This window comes from Rathayibacter sp. VKM Ac-2856 (assembly GCF_013205055.1).
In the GTDB taxonomy this organism is placed as follows: Bacteria; Actinomycetota; Actinomycetes; order Actinomycetales; family Microbacteriaceae; genus Rathayibacter.
Window position 1 is genome coordinate 117270 of record NZ_JABMLF010000003.1, and the last position, 15657, is coordinate 132926.

Here is a 15657-nt window from a genome sequence, read left to right on the forward strand (position 1 = left end):
GGCGGGACGTCCCTGCTGATCGATCGGCTCGCGGAGCGGTGGGTCTCGATACGCCCCTGCGGGGCTACTCGACCAGCATGGGGGCCCTGCGGGGCTACTCGACCATGATGCCCCTGCGGGGTGACTCAACCAGCATGGGGCCCTGCGAAGCTACTCGACCAGCATGGGGGCCCCTGCGGGGCTGCTGGATCGGCGTGCGGCGGCGGAGGGACGAGGGCGGGGCGCAGTCATGCTGGTCGAGTAGCCGCGCAGCGGCGTATCGAGACCCACGCTGTCGATCACATGCTGGTTGAGTAGCCGCGGAGCGGCGTATCGAGACCCCTGCGCCGACGACGGTGGATCTCGATGCGCGCCCTCCGGGCGCTACTCGATCAGCCTGCGCGCGGGGGCGTCCGGTCGGGGCCGAGGGTCTCGGTGAGGAAGCGCAGCAGCTCGACGAGCAGCGCCTCCTTCGACTCGGCGTGGCGGTACTCGTGCCCCTCGCCGTCCAGCTGCAGGAAGCGGACCGGGCGGCCGAGCTCCTCGAGCGCCGCGACGATCTGCCGTGCCTCGCCGATCGGCACGTTGGTGTCGAGCTCGCCGTGCACGACGAGCAGCGGCACGTCGATCGCGTCGGCGGCGTTCAGCGGTGACAGCTCCTCGAGCAGCGCGGCGTCGTGCTCGGGGTGCCCGTACTTGGTGACGGCGGCGGAGGCGATCCACGGCTCGGTGTCGCGGTAGAACGTCTGCAGGTGCGACATGCCGCAGATGTCGACGCCCGCCGCGAAGACGCCGGGCGAGAAGGCCAGCGCGGCGAGGGTGAGGTAGCCGCCGTAGGAGCGGCCGGTGACGGCGATCCGCTCGGCGTCGGCGTGCCCCGACTCGACGAGGAACGCGGCGGCGGCCAGGACGTCGTCGAAGGCGTCCGTGCGCCTCTCCACGTCGTCGGCGTGGACGAAGTCGCGACCGAAGCCCGAGGAGCCCCGCACGTTCGGCGCGAAGACGGTGATCCCCGCGGCGGCGACCGCCTGGTGCTGCGCCGAGAAGGTCGGCCGCTCCTGCGACTCCGGCCCGCCGTGCAGGCTGAGCATCGCCGGGCCCTGCGCCGTCGCGCCGGGAGCGCGGTAGAGCCAGCCGGAGAGCGCCAGGCCGTCGCGGCCCTCGAAGCGCTCCAGCGTCGGGACGACGAGCGGCGCGGCGGCGAGCGCCGGCACCCCGGTGATCCGGGACCACTCGTGGCTGGCGGTGTCCAGCCGCCAGAGCTCGCGCGGGCGCTCCGGGCCCTCGACGCCGAGGATCACGGCGCCGCCGTCGCGGGAGAGCACGGGGGTCGTGGCGACGAGTCCCGGCAGCCCCGCGACCGGGACCCGCTCGCCGGTGGTGGTGTCGAGCAGCTCGATCTCGCTCGAGCCGGCGACGTTCCAGACCAGCATCAGCATCCGGCCGGCGTCGTCGGCGTCCAGGCCCTCGAGCTCGGCGTCGTCACGGGCGGCGACGCGGCGGATCCGGCCGCGCCAGCCGTCGGGGCCGAGCGGCATCGCGACCAGCTGGCGCCGGGGCAGATCGACGTCGGTCGCGAGGTAGGCGACCATCGGGCTCTCGGTGTCGTGCGGCGGCGAGGGGCGCAGCAGCGCGACGTCCGTGGATCCGGTGCCCGAGTCGGGGAGGAGCGCGTGGTTCTCGTTCGTCAGGCGGTCGACGACCACGCAGTACTGCTGGCCGCGCTGCCCGTCGCGGACGACGACGAGCCGCTCCTCCACCGAGAGGTCGAGCACCGAGATCAGGTCGCCGTCGACCAGCGGCTTCCGCTCGCCCGTGACCGGGTCGACGAGGAAGGAGCGGGTCGGCTGCTCCGGCTCGGCCGACGGGATCGTGACGACGACGTGGTGCCCGCTGCGCGTCCACGGGCCGAGCTCGGCGTGGGCGTCGCGCGAGCCGGCGATGCGGCGGGCGTCGGAGCCGTCGGGCCGGACGACCCAGACCTGGCTGCGCACGCCGCCGTCGGTCGCGACGAGGCAGGCGAGCCAGGCGGAGTCGGCCGACCAGGAGACCTCGAGCACCGGATCGTCCGTGAAGCGGAGGCGGCGCGCCTCCGGGGGCGCAGCTCCGACGACCACGTCCTGGACCCAGACCTCGGGCGCTCCGCCGCGATCGCTGAGGAAGGCGACGCGAGCGGCGTCCGGCGTCATCGTCGGGCCCCAGCTGCCCCAGGCGTGCACGAGGCCGAGCCCGAGCTCCTCGGCGGCGGCCAGGAGGTCGGCGGCCGGTCGAGCGGCGGCCGGCGGAGCGGCGGGAGGGAGCGTCATGCCTCCATCCTCCGGCACCGCTCAGCCGACGCCGTGCTCCTGCAGCCACATCTCGAGCAGGGCGAGCTGCCAGAGCTCGTTGGAGCCCAGGCGGGTGCGGGTCGCGTTCGGATCGGCCAGGAGCGCGTCCACTGTCGCCGGATCGAAGATCCCGCGGCGCCGCGCGGCCGGGTCGGTCAGCGCCGAGCGCACCCGCTCGAGATAGGGGCCCTCGAGCTGGCGGATCGCGGGCACCGGGAACGAGCCCTTGGTGCGGTCGATCACCTCGTCCGGGACGATGCCGCGGACCGCGCGCTTGAGGACTCCCTTGCCGCCGTGGGCGAGCTTGAGCTCCGGCGGGATCGTGCCCACGAGCTCGACGAACTCGTGGTCGAGGAACGGCACCCGCGCCTCCAGGCCCCACGCCATCGTCATGCTGTCGACCCGCTTCACCGGGTCGTCGACGAGCATGACCGCGGTGTCGTTGCGCAGCGCCGCGTCCACGGCCGTGTCGGCTCCCGGCCGGGCGAAGCGCTCGGCGAGGAAGACGGTCGCGGCGTCGGGGTCGCCGCGCCAGGCGGGCGAGAGCAGCGACTGGAGCGCGGCGAAGGAGCGGTCGACGAAGACGTCCGCGTAGGCCTCGGCCGCCCGCTCGCGCGGCACCCGCGCCAGCGGCGGGTACCAGTCGTAGCCGCCGAGCACCTCGTCGGCCCCCTGCCCGGACTGCACGACCTTGACGTGCTGCGAGACGTCCTCGCTGAGCAGGTGGAAGGCGACGGCGTCGTGCGAGACCATCGGCTCGCTCATCGAGCCGACCGCGGCGTCGATCCCGGGCAGCAGCCGGGACGAGTCGATCGGGAGGCGGTGGTGATCGGAGCCGAAGCGCTCCGCGACCAGGCTCGAGTACTCGAACTCGTCGCCGGACTCGCCGCCCGCCGCGTCGAAGCCGATGGAGAAGGTCTGCAGTCCGGTCTGCCCCGCCTCGGCGAGCAGCGCGACGATGAGGCTGGAGTCGATGCCGCCGGAGAGCAGCACGCCGACGGGCACGTCCGCGACCATCCGGCGCGAGACGGCGGTGCGGAACGAGGCGAGCAGCGCCTCCTGCCAGTCGCGCTCGCTCCAGTCGGCCCGCGCGGGATCGCGGGCGAAGACCGGCTCCCAGTAGACGCGCTCGCGGCTGCGCCCGTCGGGCTCGATCACCCGCACGGTCGCGGGCGGCAGCTTCGTCACGCCCGTGAGGATCGTGCGCGGCGCCGGCACGACCGAGTGGAAGCTGAGGTAGAGCATCAGCGCCGTGCGGTCGATCGAGGTGTCCACGCCGCCGGCCGCGACCAGGGCCGGCAGGGTCGAGGCGAAGCGGAGCCGGTCGCGCGACTCGTCGAGGTAGAGCGGCTTGATGCCGAGGCGATCGCGGGCCAGCACGACGCGGCCGGAGTCGCGCTCGTGGATCGCGAAGGCGAACATGCCGAGGAGGTGGTCGACGCAGTCCTCGCCCCACTGGGCGTAGGCCTTGCCGATCACCTCGGTGTCGGAGTGGGAGAAGAAGCGGTGCCCCTTCCCCTCCAGCTCGGCGCGCAGCTCCCGGTGGTTGTAGATGCAGCCGTTGAAGACGATCGTCAGGCCCAGCGCGGCGTCGACCATCGGCTGCGCACCCGCAGCGGAGAGGTCGATGATGGCCAGCCGCCGGTGCCCGAGCGCGACGCGGCCCGAGGCCCAGAGGCCGTCGCCGTCGGGGCCGCGGTGCACGAGGCAGCCGGTCATCCGATCGACCGCGCCCCGGTCGGCGCGCTCGCCGTCGAACCGGATCTCGCCCGCGATGCCGCACATCTCAGCCGCCTACGATCCAGGTGTCCTTCGCGCCGCCGCCGCGCGAGGAGTTGACGATCATGCTGCCCTCCGCGGCGACACGGGTGAGGGCGAGGTCGGCGAGCCGGACGTCGCCCGGCCCGGTCCCGGTGACGAGGACGAAGGCGCGGAGGTCGATGTGCCGCGGCTGCAGCTCGGTGCCGGAGAACGCGGGCAGCGAGGAGAGCCGCACGACCTCCTGGGCGACCCAGCCGCCCGGGTCCGCCGCGATCTCCGCGCGCCGCTCGGCGACCCGGGCCGCGGGGGCGGCCGGGCCGATCATCACGCCGCGGCCGCCGTAGCCGTCGACGGGCTTGGTGACCAGCTCGCCGACGCGCTCGAGCACGATCCGGCGCTCGGCCTCGTCCTCGGGCCGGTAGGTCGGCACGGACTCCAGGAGCGGGCGCTCGTCGAGGTAGTAGCCGATCAGCTCGGGCACCGCGCAGTAGAGGGCCTTGTCGTCCGCGACGCCGTTGCCGGGCGCGTTGGCGAGGTACACGTCTCCGGCCGCTGCGACCTCGAGGATCTCGCGGCCGATCGGCCGGTCGCCGTCGACGAGGTCGACCAGCTCCACGTCGAGCCGCAGGTAGAGCGCGTCCACCGGCGCGCCGCCCGCCAGGACCCGGCCGCCCCGCACCTCGACGTCGCCCGCCTGGAGCAGGAGGAGACCCGCGCCCTCGGCGAGCCGGCGGTGCTCGAACCACGCCGAGCTCGACGCTCCGCTGGAGAGCAGGCCGAGCACCGGGTCGGCGCCCTTCGCGCCGTGGGCGAGGGTCGCACGCAGTCCGGCGAGCGCCGTCGACGGATCGAGGAGGCCGTCGGGGCGCGGCAGATCGGGCAGCACGTCGTCGAGCAGGTGGCGGATGCCCAGCGCGTAGGCGAGACCGCTGGGGTTCCGCAGGTTGTCCTCCAGCACCCGCCAGCCGCCGAACTCGTTGCGGACCAGGTCGAAGCCCATCACGGCGCCGCGGACGGTGCCGGCCGGCAGCCGCGCGGCGTCCTCGCTCCAGCCCGGCGCGCCGCGCAGGTCGCGGACCACCCCGGCCCTGACCGCGCGGCCCTCGCCGTAGACGTCCTGCAGGAAGCACTCGAGCGCACGGGCGCGCTGCTCGAGCCCCGCGGCGAGCTCGCCCCACTCGTGGGCCTGCAGCACACGCGGGACGAGGTCGACCGGGAACGGGCGGTCCTCCTCGCCGACGCGGAAGGTGAGCCCGGCCTCGGCGACGCGCCGGTCGCGGGAGTCGTGCAGACTCGCGAGCCGCTCGGGGCCGAGCCCGCGGAAGTGCTCGAGGATCGGCTGGTAGGCGCTCTTGGGCCGTCCGCCGGTGGCCACGGCCTCGTCGCCGGCGCGGACGCGGTAGGTGCGCAGGCTCGGCGCGGGGAGGATCGGGCCGCTCGCGGGGCCGTGCGTCTCGGCGACCACGGCGTCGACGACGGCGTCGAGGGTGCCGCGCTCGGCGAAGACGGCGCGCTGACGGTCGGCCGAGTTGCCGCGCGCGATCAGCGCCTCGGCGAGCGCGCGGACCTGCTCCAGGTCGCCGAGCTCGTCGAGGGCGGGCTGGAGGCGCGCGATCAGGCTGCGCAGCGCCTCGGCGGCGGGCACGGGGCGCGGGTGCTCGGTGTGATCGAGCAGCGGGCCGGCGAGACCGCCGCGCGCGGCCTGCCAGGTGGCGGCGCGCTGGATCGGCGGCGGGGTGTGCCGGAACGGCCGGCCCGCCTCGATGTCGAGCTCGGCGGTGCGGACGAGGCCGCGGAAGAGCCCCGCGATCAGCACCGCGTCGTCGACGATCGGCATCGCATCGCAGACCCGCAGCTCGAGGGTCGGCGCGTGCGAGGAGGGCCGCACGTCGAAGTAGGCCATCTTCGAGTCCGCGATCACCCCGGTCGCGATCAGGTCGTCGAGGAGGCGGTCGTACTCGGCGGCGGAGTCCAGCGGCCCGGTCGCGCCGGCGCTCGGCCAGCGCTGCCAGATGATCGTGCGGATGCTCGCGTAGCCGGTGTCCTGGCCGTTCCAGTACGGGCTGCTCGCGCTCGCGGAGAGCAGCACCGGCAGGTCCCGGGCGATGCGCTGGGCGATCTGCACGGCGAGCTCGCGGTCGGAGACGCCGACGTGGATCTGGGTGCCGCAGATCAGCTGCTCGTCCACGAGCATCCGGTACTGCTCCTGCATCCGCCCGTAGCGGCCGGTGCTGGTGAGCTCGAAGTCGCCGTGCTCGGAGCGGGGCGCGGTGCCCACGGCGGCGATGCCGATGCCGTCGGGCGCCGCGGCGTCGATCACCGCGCGCCGGAGCGAGATCAGCTGCTCGCGCAGCCCGTCGAGCGAGTCGACCACCGCGGTGTTCGTCTCGACCGTGGTCCGCTGGAGCTCGGCCGAGAAGCTGTCTCGCGGAAGCCGGGCCAGCACCTGGGGGGCGTGGGGGGAGAGCTGCCTCGACTCGAGATCGATGAGGTGGAGCTCCTCCTCCGCACCGAGGGTCAGTTCTGCGCGCATGCGCTCACCGTACGACCCTCATGTTTCGGGCGGCTACGGGGTGGCCGCGGACGCGCCGTCGTGCTGGGCGCGGCGGGGCGGTGGGCCGGCCGGGTCAGGCGTGCTCGGCGGGACCGGGCGCCGGGGCGACGGCGCCTCGGTGGACGTCCTCGAAGAAGTCGGGGCGGAGCACCTGCCGCTCGATCTCGAACCAGCCGCTGGTCCAGCCGTCGCCGACGGGGTGCGCGGGGCTCAGCAGCACGTGGCCGGGAGTCGCGCCGCGGCCGACCGCCGCCGCGACCGAGCGGTCGGGGTCGTAGAGCGCGTGCTCGACGAGCGGGGCGAAGACCTCGTGCGCGGCGAAGTCGGCGGGTGCGCCGAGGAACACGGGCATCAGCTCCTCGCCCTCGCGCAGGCCGTTCGGCCACCAGCGGAAGCGCTCGACCAGCTCGTGACAGGAGATGCAGGACGGCGAGAAGAAGACGAGGTGCGTCGGCGGGTCCGCCCACTCGGCGAGGGCGATCGGCTCGCCGGCCGCGGTGAGGAGGACGAGGGCGTCGAGGTCGGGGGCCGAGGCGGGTCGGGAGGGCGCGGCGGGCGCGGCGGCGGTCGCGCGGGCGGCGAGGCGGTCGCGCACCGGCACCAGCGCGAGCGCGAGCAGCACCGCGACGGCGGCCGGCAGCCACCAGGCGATCAGCCGAGTCGCGGATGCCGCCCCGACGAGACCTGCCAGGGCCAGCGCGAGGAGGACCGCGTTCCGCGCGACGGTGCGGCCGGTCATCCGCGCGTCGCCGAGACCGCCGAAGCACTCGCACTCCACCGGCTCCGGGGCGCGCACCGCCCGGACTGCGACGACGAGGAAGACGACGTCGAGGACGACCGCGCCGAGCAGCGGCACGCGGTGCAGCGGCGCGGGGGCGAGGAGGATCGCGAGGCCGAGCGCGATCTCGAGGACGGGGAAGACGCGGGCGAAGAGCGGGCCCGCGGAGAGCCGGTCCGGCAGGCCGAGGGCGACGAGGCTGGCGCGGAACCGCTCCGTGCGGCCGAGCTTCAGCACTCCGCTGACGACGAGGACGGCGCCGGCCACCGCTCCGGTGATCGCGAGCACGGCCGTGAGCGTCGTCGTCGGCATCCGTGTCCCTCCCGCACCCGGCGGTGCCCCCGCAGAGCACGCTACCGGGCGGGCGCCGCCGTCAGGAGGCGGAGCCCGTCGGGAGACGGAATCCGCCAGGAGGCGGAATCCGTCCAGAGGCGCAGCTCAGGAGTCGAAGCCGAGCCCGAGCGCGTCCAGGGTCCGCAGCAGCGGGTTCCGGCGGCCGTCGTCGTGGTCGGCGCGGTCGAGCGACCAGCGGGTGGCCTGGATCCCCGCGGTCGCGAAGGGCTCGGGCGGGAAGGGCAGCGGGCGCTTGCGGACCATCTCCAGCTCGGTCCGCTCGGTGGGCTCGCCGGTGAGCAGGTCGAGGAGGACGTCGGCCGCGAACGCCGTCGTCCCGACGCCGAGCCCGGTGTAGCCGGCGGCGTAGGCGACGCGACCGGCGAGCGCCGTGCCGTAGAAGGCGGCGAAGCGCGTGCTGGTGTCGATCACCCCGGCCCAGCGGTGGCTGAAGCGCAGGCCCTCCAGCTGCGGGAACGTGGTGAGGAAGTGCGCGGCGAGCGCGCGGTCGGTCTCGGGGCGGTCCTCGTAGGCGGCGCGGATCCGGCCGCCCGGGTGGTACACCGCGTCGTAGCCGCCCCAGAGGATCCGGTCGTCGGCGGTGCGGCGGTAGTAGTGGAACTGGTTCGCGACGTCGCTGACGCCCTCGCGGCCGGTCCAGCCGATCGAGGCCAGCTGGGCGGCGTCGAGCGGCTCGGTCATCAGGACGTGGTCGTAGACCGGGACGGTCAGCAGCCGGGTGCGGGCGAGCAGCGAGGGGAAGGCGCTGGTGCCGAGGATCGCGTGGGACGCCGTCACGGAGCCCGCCGCGGTGCGGACGAGGACTCCGGAGCCGTCGCGCTCGAGGCCGAGCACGCGGCTGTCCTCGTGGATCTCGACGCCGAGCTCCTCCGCGACCCGCGCCAGCTCGCGGACGAGCTTGCCGGGGTGCACCAGGGCGCACTGCTCGGCGGGCGCGGCGAGACCGGCCAGGAAGATCGGCGAGTCGACGAGTGCGCGGATCTCGGCGGTGTCGAGGAAGCGGCCGCCCGCGACGCCGTCGCCGTCCGCGAGCGGGCCGACCTGGTACTCCTCCACCGCCACCGCGAGCGAGCCGGTGCGCTCGAAGTCGCAGTCCATCGCGTAGCGGGCGACGGTCTCCTGGATGCCGTCGAGGTTCAGCACGCCCAGCCGCTCGAGCCGCGCGGCCTCGGCCGGCCAGCGCGCGAGGCCGTTCTCGCGGCCGTGGGTGAGGCTCGACTCGACGAACCCGCCGTTCCTGCCGGACGCGGCCCAGCCGAGCGAGCGGGCCTCGAGCAGCACCACGCGGCGGCCCGGGTCGCGCTCCTTCGCGCGCAGGGCGCTCCAGAGGCCGGTGTAGCCGCCGCCGACGATCACGAGATCGGCGCGGACGGCGCCGACGAGAGCCGGGCGGGGTGCGGGGGCGCCCTCGAGCCAGGGCACGCCGCGCCGCGTGCCGGCCAGCGCGTGGTCGACGACGGAGGGGGCGGGTGCTGATCGTTCGAAAACCGTGCTCTTCGAGGCCATGATGCCTCCATTACGTCAGTGATCGGGCCTTTGTGCAACCGGATCCGTCGTGGATGGCGCACTCTCCCGGCGGGGCCCGCCGCCGCGGTCGTACACTGCGAGGGAAATCGGAGGGGACATGCGAGGACGCCGGCCGCGCGACGGGGGACGCGACGCTGCGGCGACCCCTCCGGCCGCTGCTTCCGGTCCCGCCGCTCCCGCTACGGCCACTCCCGTCGCCGCCGCTCCCGCCGCTCCGGCCGACGAGCTCCACGACGTCTCCCCCGGCATGCGGATCGCGGCCGCCTGGGGCTGGCGCGTGCTGGCCGTCGCCGCGCTGCTCTGGCTGGTCGTGAAGCTGGTCGCGCTGGTGCCGGTCGTCGTCGTGCCGGTGCTGATCGCGCTCCTGGTGACGGCCCTGCTCACGCCGCTGCGCGACCGGCTCGAGCGCTGGCGGCTGCCGCGGCCACTCGCCGTGCTCCTCTCGATCCTGGCGCTCCTGCTCGCCCTCGTCGGTCTGATCGGGCTCGTCGTCGTGCAGTCGCGCGCCGGTTTCGGCGGCGTCGGGCAGCGGGCGCTCGACGCGGTGGACGACGTCGAGGCGTGGCTGCAGGGCCCGCCGCTCGGCTTCACCGACGTGCAGCTCGGCGACTGGGCGCAGCGGGCGATCGACTGGGCCGACACCCAGGCGTCGACCATCGCCTCCGGGGCGCTCGCCGTCGGCTCGCAGGTCGCGGAGGTGTTCGCGGGCACCCTGCTCACCCTCTTCTCGCTGATCTTCCTGCTGCTGGACGGCCGGCGGATCTGGACCTGGTTCCTCCGGCTGATGCCGCGCGCCGCGCGCTCACCGCTGGACACCGGAGCGGCGGCCGGCTGGGAGACGCTCAGTCAGTTCGTCCGCGCTCAGCTCGGTGTCGCCGCGATCAACGCGATCGGGATCGGGATCGGCGCGCTCGCCCTGCAGCTGCCGCTGGTCGTGCCGATCGCGATCGTGGTGTTCCTCGGCTCCTTCGTGCCCTTCCTCGGCGCGATCGTGACGGGGGCGCTGGCCGCCGTCGTCGCACTGCTGTTCAGCGGGCCGGTCGCGGCGCTGATCATGATCGGCGTGGTCGTCGTCGTGCACCTGCTCGAGGGGCACGTGCTCCAGCCACTCATCCTCGGCACGGCGGTGAAGGTGCATCCGCTCGCGGTGGTGCTGGGCGTCGCGACCGGGCTCGAGGTCGCCGGGCTCGCCGGCGCGCTCTTCGCGGTGCCGGTCATCGCGACGCTGAACTCGGCGATCACGGCGATGCGGCACGAACCGGGGCGGCCCGCGTGAGCCGGCACCCCTTCGACCCGGCGGGCGTCCCCGGGTCGGCGGTCCTGCCCGCGCTCGCCTGCCCGGTCTGCTCCGCCGCTCTCGCGCCGGACGCTCTGCCGAGGCCGTCGCTCCTGCGCTGCCCGCTCGGCCACAGCGCCGACCTGGCGCGCCAGGGCTATGTCTCGCTGCTGCGCGGGCGGCACGCGACGTCGGGCGACACCGCCGCGATGGTGCAGGCGCGCGACGCGCTGCTCGGGTCGGGGCACTACCGGGCGATCCAGGACGCGGTCGCCGCGGCCGTGCCGGTCGACGCGCGGCTGGTCGTCGACCTCGGCTGCGGGACCGGAGCGTATCTGGCGGCGGTGCTCGACGCGCGGCCGGAGGCGAGCGGGCTGGGGCTCGATCTGTCCGCGGCGGCCGCGCGGCGGGCGGCGCGGGCGCATCCTCGCGCCGCGATCGCGACGGCGGACCTGTGGCAGCCGCTGCCGCTCGCCGACGGCTGCGCGGACGCCCTGCTGACGGTCTTCGCGCCGCGGAACGCGCCGGAGATGCTGCGGGTGCTGCGCCCGGGCGGCGTCGCCGTCGTGGTGACGCCCCGCGAGCGCCACCTCGGCGAGATCCGCCCGGTGTTCGGGATGCTCGGGATCGACGCCGGCAAGGCCGAGCGGCTCGACGAGCAGCTGCAGGGCTTCGAGCGGGTGGCGCGCGAGGAGCTCGACTACGCGGTCGCGATGACCCCCGGCGAGCTGCGCGCCGAGGTCCTGATGGGGCCGAGCGCGCACCACGTCGACGCCGGCGCGGTCGACGCGCTGCTGGCCGGCCGCGAGGACACCACCGAGGTCACCGTCGCCGTCACGGTGTCCGTGTACCGCGCGAGCTGAGCGGATCCGATCCGCTCGATGCCGCTCATCGGCGCGCTCCCCTTCATGCCGGTCGAGTAGCGCGCAGCGCGTATAGAGACCCCGCGTCTGCAGAACGGTGGATCTCGATACGCCCGCTGCGCGGGCTGCTCGATCAGCATGAGCGGGGCCGCTGCGCGGGCTGCACGATCAGCATGAGCGCAGGCCGCTGTGCGGGCTACTCGATCAGCATGAGCGCAGGCCGCTGTGCGGGCTACTCGATCAGCATGAGCGCAGGCCGCTGCGCGGGCTACTCGATCAGCAGGAGCGGGGGCCGCTCCGCGGGCTGCTCGATCAGCAGGGGCGCGCCCGCTCCGCGGGTCAGTAGCTCTCGCGGTGGCGCTCCTGGTCGACGACGGCGGCGCGGTCGGAGAGGGCGCGCAGGCCCGCGAGGGGCTGCGCCATCCGGTGGTTGCCGCGGAGGACCGGCTCGGTGCGGTCGAGGAACGCCCAGTAGCCGGCCGTGACCGGGCAGGCGTTCTCGCCCAGGCGCACCTTCGGGTTGAAGCGGCAGCCGCCGCAGTAGTCCGACATCTTGTTGATGTACGCGCCGCCGGAGGAGTACGGCTTGGTCGCGACGATCCCGCCGTCCGCGTGCTGCGACATGCCGATCACGTTCGCGGGCATCACCCACTCCGTGCCGTCGACGAAGACGTCGACGAACCAGTCGTTCAGCTCGGCCGGGTCCCAGCCGCGCTGAAGGCCCCAGTTGCCGAGCACCATCAGGCGCTGGATGTGGTGCGCCCAGCCGTGCCGGCGCACGTCGTCGAGCGTCTCGTGCAGGCAGTTCGCCTCGATGCCGGCCGGATCGAGATCGAGCAGCTGCTGGGGCAGCGGGGCCTTCGCGCCGAGTGCGTTGCTCCGGTGGCGGTAGTCCGGCCCGAGGTGCCAGTACAGGTGCCAGACGTAGTCGCGCCAGCCGAGGATCTGCCGGACGAAGCCCTCCACGCTCGAGAGCGGAGCGCCGCCCGAGGCGTGCTCGGCCGCGGCGGCGTCGATCACCGCGCGCGGATCGAGCAGGCCGAGGTTGAGCGGCGCGCTCAGCAGCGAGTGCGCCATCGTCCAGTCGCCCGAGAGCATCGCGTCCTCGTAGGTGCCGAAGTCGCCGAGCCGCGACGAGACGAAGTCGGCGAGCGCCGCCTCCGCCTCCGCGGGGGTCGCCGCGAACCGGCGCGGGCCGTCCTCGCCGACGAGGTGGATCGCGCCCTCGCTCTCCCAGCGGGCGAGATCGGCGCGCACCTCCTCGTCGATGTCGTCCTCCTCCGGCCACCACGGATCGGGCAGCCCGAGCCGCGAGGCGCCCTTGGGCGGCGGGTTGCGGTTGTCGTGGTCGTAGTTCCAGCGGCCGCCCTCGGGCTGGTCGCCGCGCATCAGCACGCCGGTGCGCTCGCGGCTCCAGCGGTAGAAGTCCTCCAGCAGCAGGCGCTTGCCGGACTTCGCGAGCGCCCACTCGCGGAAGTCCTCCTCCTCGGTGACGAAGCCGCGGCTGGGGAGGATGCTCATCCCCATCCGGCGGGCGAGCCGGCGGCCGCCGCGGGTCGGCGGGTCGATCACCTCGAGGTCGTCGCGGCCCGCGAGGCCCTCGGCGAAGGTCTCGGCGCGGACGTACTCGACGCGGTCGCCGAGCTCGCGGCCGCGGTGGCGCAGCGCCGAGAGCAGCAGCTGCGCCTTCGCGCGGTGCATCGGCCGGCGCCCGAAGGCCGAGCGCGCCTCGACGAGCAGCATCGGGCCTCCGTCGTCGAAGAGGGGGCCGAGCTGGCCGATGACGCCCCAGCGGGTGCGAGTCCGTGCAGTCATGCTCGGAGGCTAGGCGGCACCGGGGACATCGCGACAGGAGTTGCGCTCGGGCCGCGGAGTGTTCGCCGGACGGGTGCCGAGGTGCGCGGATGTGCAGCCGCAACGGCTTGCACAGGCGGTCGCGGTGCTGGATCGTCGAGTGCATCCACCCGACGCGATGAGGCGAGGAGACCGCCATGGCACACGACGACGAGTTCGAGACCACCACGACCAGCGAGAACGGCAGCACGACCGAGGAGACGACCCGACGCGGCCGCCACGTCGCGGACGGCGCCGTCGCGGACGACTCCGGCACGGCTCCCGGCACCGACACCTCCGACGAGGGCGAGTACACCGAGACCGACGGCGTCTCGCACACCTCCGGCGACGAGGAGGGCAGCTACGTCGACACCTCCTCGCACGAGGAGTCGAGCACCGAGAAGGGCTCCTACGTCGACACCGAAGGCACCGGCCCCGACACCACCGGCGAGGGCGAGTACACCGACCGCGACGAGTAGACCCTCGCGGGAGCGGGCGGGCCGTCAGTCGACGGCGACCGCCCGCTCCGACGCGATGAACGCCGCGACCGCATCGGCGCCCGGATGGTCGTCGGCGCTGATCGTCACCACGGCGTCGCCCGCGAAGACGAGCAGCTGCCCGTACGCGCCGTGCAGGCGCCAGCAGGCGCCGGGGCCGTCCCAGCCGGCGAGGGCGTAGCGCTGATAGCCCGGCCCCGTGCCCGCTGCGACCCAGTCGGAGTGCAGCGCGTCGCTCCACTCAGGGGCGAGGAGCCGCTCGCCGCGCCACAGTCCGCGGTCTCGGATCAGGCGGCCGATCCGGGCCGTCTCCTCCGTGCGCAGGGCGAGCCCGCTGCCGGCGACGATGCGCCCGCTCGGGCAGCGCTCCCACTCCGCGCCCTCGATCCCGAGTGGCCGCAGCAGCCTGCGGTCGACGTAGTCCCCCACGTCGCCCACGCGCGTCTCCAGGAGCCGCATCGCGGTGTAGCTCGCGGCGTTGGAGTACTGGAAGACGGGCCCCCGGGAGGGGCGGCGGAGGAACTCGACGGCGAGGTCGCGCCAGTCCGTCATCAGCGTGGGCGACCAGGGCAGGTCGATGCCGCTGGTCATGCTCAGCAGCCGGCGCAGCGTGAGCTCGGCGACTCCCTCGCCGAGGTCGGTGGAGACGTCCGCGGACAGCGGTCCCAGCGGCTCGTCGAGCGAGATCATGCCGTCATCGACGGCCAGCCCCGCGGCCAGCACGCAGACACCCTTGGCCACGGAGTGCACGTCCTCGCGCACGTCCGGAGTCCAGCGGTGCTCGGCTGCGTCGTCGCCGATCAGCACGTGCAGGCCGTGGGCGCCGAATCCCGTGGCGTCGATGTGCTCCACGAGGCGGTCGCGGAAGGCCTGCGCTGCGGAGGGGATCCGCGCTGCTGTGGGGGTCTGCGCTGCTGTCGTCGGCACTCGGGTCACCGCGCCAGTCTGCCCCGACGCGGGCACTTCCTAAGATCGTGGGCATGGACGAGGACAGCGCGCGGGGCACCTGGCGGCGCGAGCCGAGCACCGTCGTCGTCGCCGACACCGGTGCGCCGACGAGGATCGAGGAGCCGTTCGCGATCGCGGCCGGCAGCGTCCTGCTCGAGGCGCCGCACGAGTTCGCGCCGCACCGGCACGAGCTCCACGAGCTGGTCTGGGTCCGCGGCGGGACGATGACGGTGCGCCTCGAGCATCGGATCCTGACCGTGCCCGACGGCTTCGGCGTCTGGATCCCGGCCGGGACGGAGCACGCCGGACGGACGACGGCGCGCACAGCGCTCTGCGACGCCCTGTTCGATCCGGAGCGCTCACCGGTGCCGATCGCAGTGCCGGCACTCGTCGAGGTGACGCCCGTGCTGGCCGCCCTGCTCACGCGGCTCTCGCGGACCGACCTCGAGGAGGCCGCGCGGCTGCGAGCGGAGGCGGTGGTCTTCGACGTGATCGCGCCGTCGAGCGAGCAGTACTCCGTCACCGTCCCGCAGGGCGAGCGGCTCGCGCCGCTGGTCGCGGCCCTCCTCGACGACCCCACCGACCGGAGGACGCTCGCCGACTGGGCCGAGCACCTCGGCGTCGGCGAGCGGACCCTCTCCCGGGTGCTCCGCGCGCAGACCGGGCTGTCGTTCCTGCAGTGGCGGCAGGCGCTGCGGGCGCATCGCGCGGTGGCGCTCCTGGCCGAGGGGCGCAGCGTGCAGGACGTCTCGGAGCTGATGGGGCACACCCACCCGAGCACGTTCATCGCCGCTTTCAAGCGGGTGATGGGGACCACGCCCGGGGCGTTCGCGCAGGATCAGCGCGGCGCCGCAGGGGCCTCTGCGAGCTGACGCGGCGGGCCGGAGTGGCCGGAACGCTCTATGCGGTGTCCTCGGCAGTCGATTGCGGTCGATCCTGCGGCCACCTAGCCTGAGGAAG

11 protein-coding genes are annotated in these 15657 nt (G+C 74.6%); 4 read left to right on the plus strand and 7 right to left on the minus strand.

Features of this window, described 5'->3' with window-relative positions:
• Positions 1-371: 371 nt before the first annotated feature.
• The 5 genes from HQQ82_RS11075 to HQQ82_RS11095 all read right to left on the minus strand — a co-directional run bounded on the left by HQQ82_RS11075 (position 372) and on the right by HQQ82_RS11095 (position 9259).
• Entirely contained in the window at positions 372-2285 is a 1914-nt protein-coding gene (locus tag HQQ82_RS11075; protein ID WP_173233138.1) for a S9 family peptidase, read from the minus strand.
• Between the two features lie 21 nt (positions 2286-2306).
• Positions 2307-4091, minus strand: a complete 1785-nt coding sequence (locus HQQ82_RS11080) for an N-acetylglutaminylglutamine amidotransferase (protein ID WP_173233140.1) — start codon at positions 4089-4091, stop codon at positions 2307-2309.
• Between the two features lies 1 nt (position 4092).
• Entirely contained in the window at positions 4093-6600 is a 2508-nt protein-coding gene (locus HQQ82_RS11085; RefSeq protein ID WP_173233143.1) for a glutamate--cysteine ligase, read from the minus strand.
• 94 nt (positions 6601-6694) lie between these two features.
• Positions 6695-7711, minus strand: a complete 1017-nt coding sequence (locus HQQ82_RS11090; RefSeq protein ID WP_173233145.1) for a MauE/DoxX family redox-associated membrane protein — start codon at positions 7709-7711, stop codon at positions 6695-6697.
• A 126-nt stretch (positions 7712-7837) separates the two neighbouring features.
• Complete coding sequence (locus HQQ82_RS11095) at positions 7838-9259, minus strand: FAD-binding oxidoreductase (protein WP_173233147.1); 1422 nt, start codon at positions 9257-9259, stop codon at positions 7838-7840.
• Between the two features lie 118 nt (positions 9260-9377).
• Here HQQ82_RS11095 and HQQ82_RS11100 point away from each other — a divergent pair, with 118 nt between their 5' ends.
• Both HQQ82_RS11100 and HQQ82_RS11105 read left to right on the plus strand, forming a co-directional pair.
• Positions 9378-10556 carry an AI-2E family transporter gene (locus HQQ82_RS11100; RefSeq protein ID WP_173233149.1) on the plus strand — a complete coding sequence of 393 codons (1179 nt, stop codon included), beginning with the start codon at positions 9378-9380 and terminating at the stop codon, positions 10554-10556.
• Complete coding sequence (locus HQQ82_RS11105; RefSeq protein WP_216848529.1) at positions 10553-11419, plus strand: methyltransferase domain-containing protein; 867 nt, start codon at positions 10553-10555, stop codon at positions 11417-11419. The genes HQQ82_RS11100 and HQQ82_RS11105 overlap by 4 nt, the downstream gene beginning before the upstream one ends.
• 339 nt (positions 11420-11758) lie before the next feature.
• Here the strand turns inward: HQQ82_RS11105 and HQQ82_RS11110 are convergent, their stop codons facing one another.
• The gene (locus tag HQQ82_RS11110; RefSeq protein ID WP_173233150.1) at positions 11759-13234 is read right to left on the minus strand and encodes a cryptochrome/photolyase family protein; all 1476 of its coding nucleotides are present in this window, start codon (positions 13232-13234) and stop codon (positions 11759-11761) included.
• Positions 13235-13410: 176 nt separating this feature from the next.
• Here HQQ82_RS11110 and HQQ82_RS11115 point away from each other — a divergent pair, with 176 nt between their 5' ends.
• On the plus strand, positions 13411-13731 hold the full coding sequence (locus HQQ82_RS11115; protein ID WP_173233152.1) for a hypothetical protein: 321 nt from the start codon (positions 13411-13413) through the stop codon (positions 13729-13731).
• Positions 13732-13755: 24 nt separating this feature from the next.
• Here the strand turns inward: HQQ82_RS11115 and HQQ82_RS11120 are convergent, their stop codons facing one another.
• Positions 13756-14685 (minus strand): serine hydrolase domain-containing protein, encoded by a 930-nt coding sequence (locus HQQ82_RS11120; RefSeq protein ID WP_367947934.1) that lies wholly within the window; start codon positions 14683-14685, stop codon positions 13756-13758.
• A gap of 44 nt (positions 14686-14729) precedes the next feature.
• Here HQQ82_RS11120 and HQQ82_RS11125 point away from each other — a divergent pair, with 44 nt between their 5' ends.
• The gene (locus HQQ82_RS11125; RefSeq protein WP_173233154.1) at positions 14730-15569 is read left to right on the plus strand and encodes a helix-turn-helix domain-containing protein; all 840 of its coding nucleotides are present in this window, start codon (positions 14730-14732) and stop codon (positions 15567-15569) included.
• Positions 15570-15657: the final 88 nt, after the last annotated feature.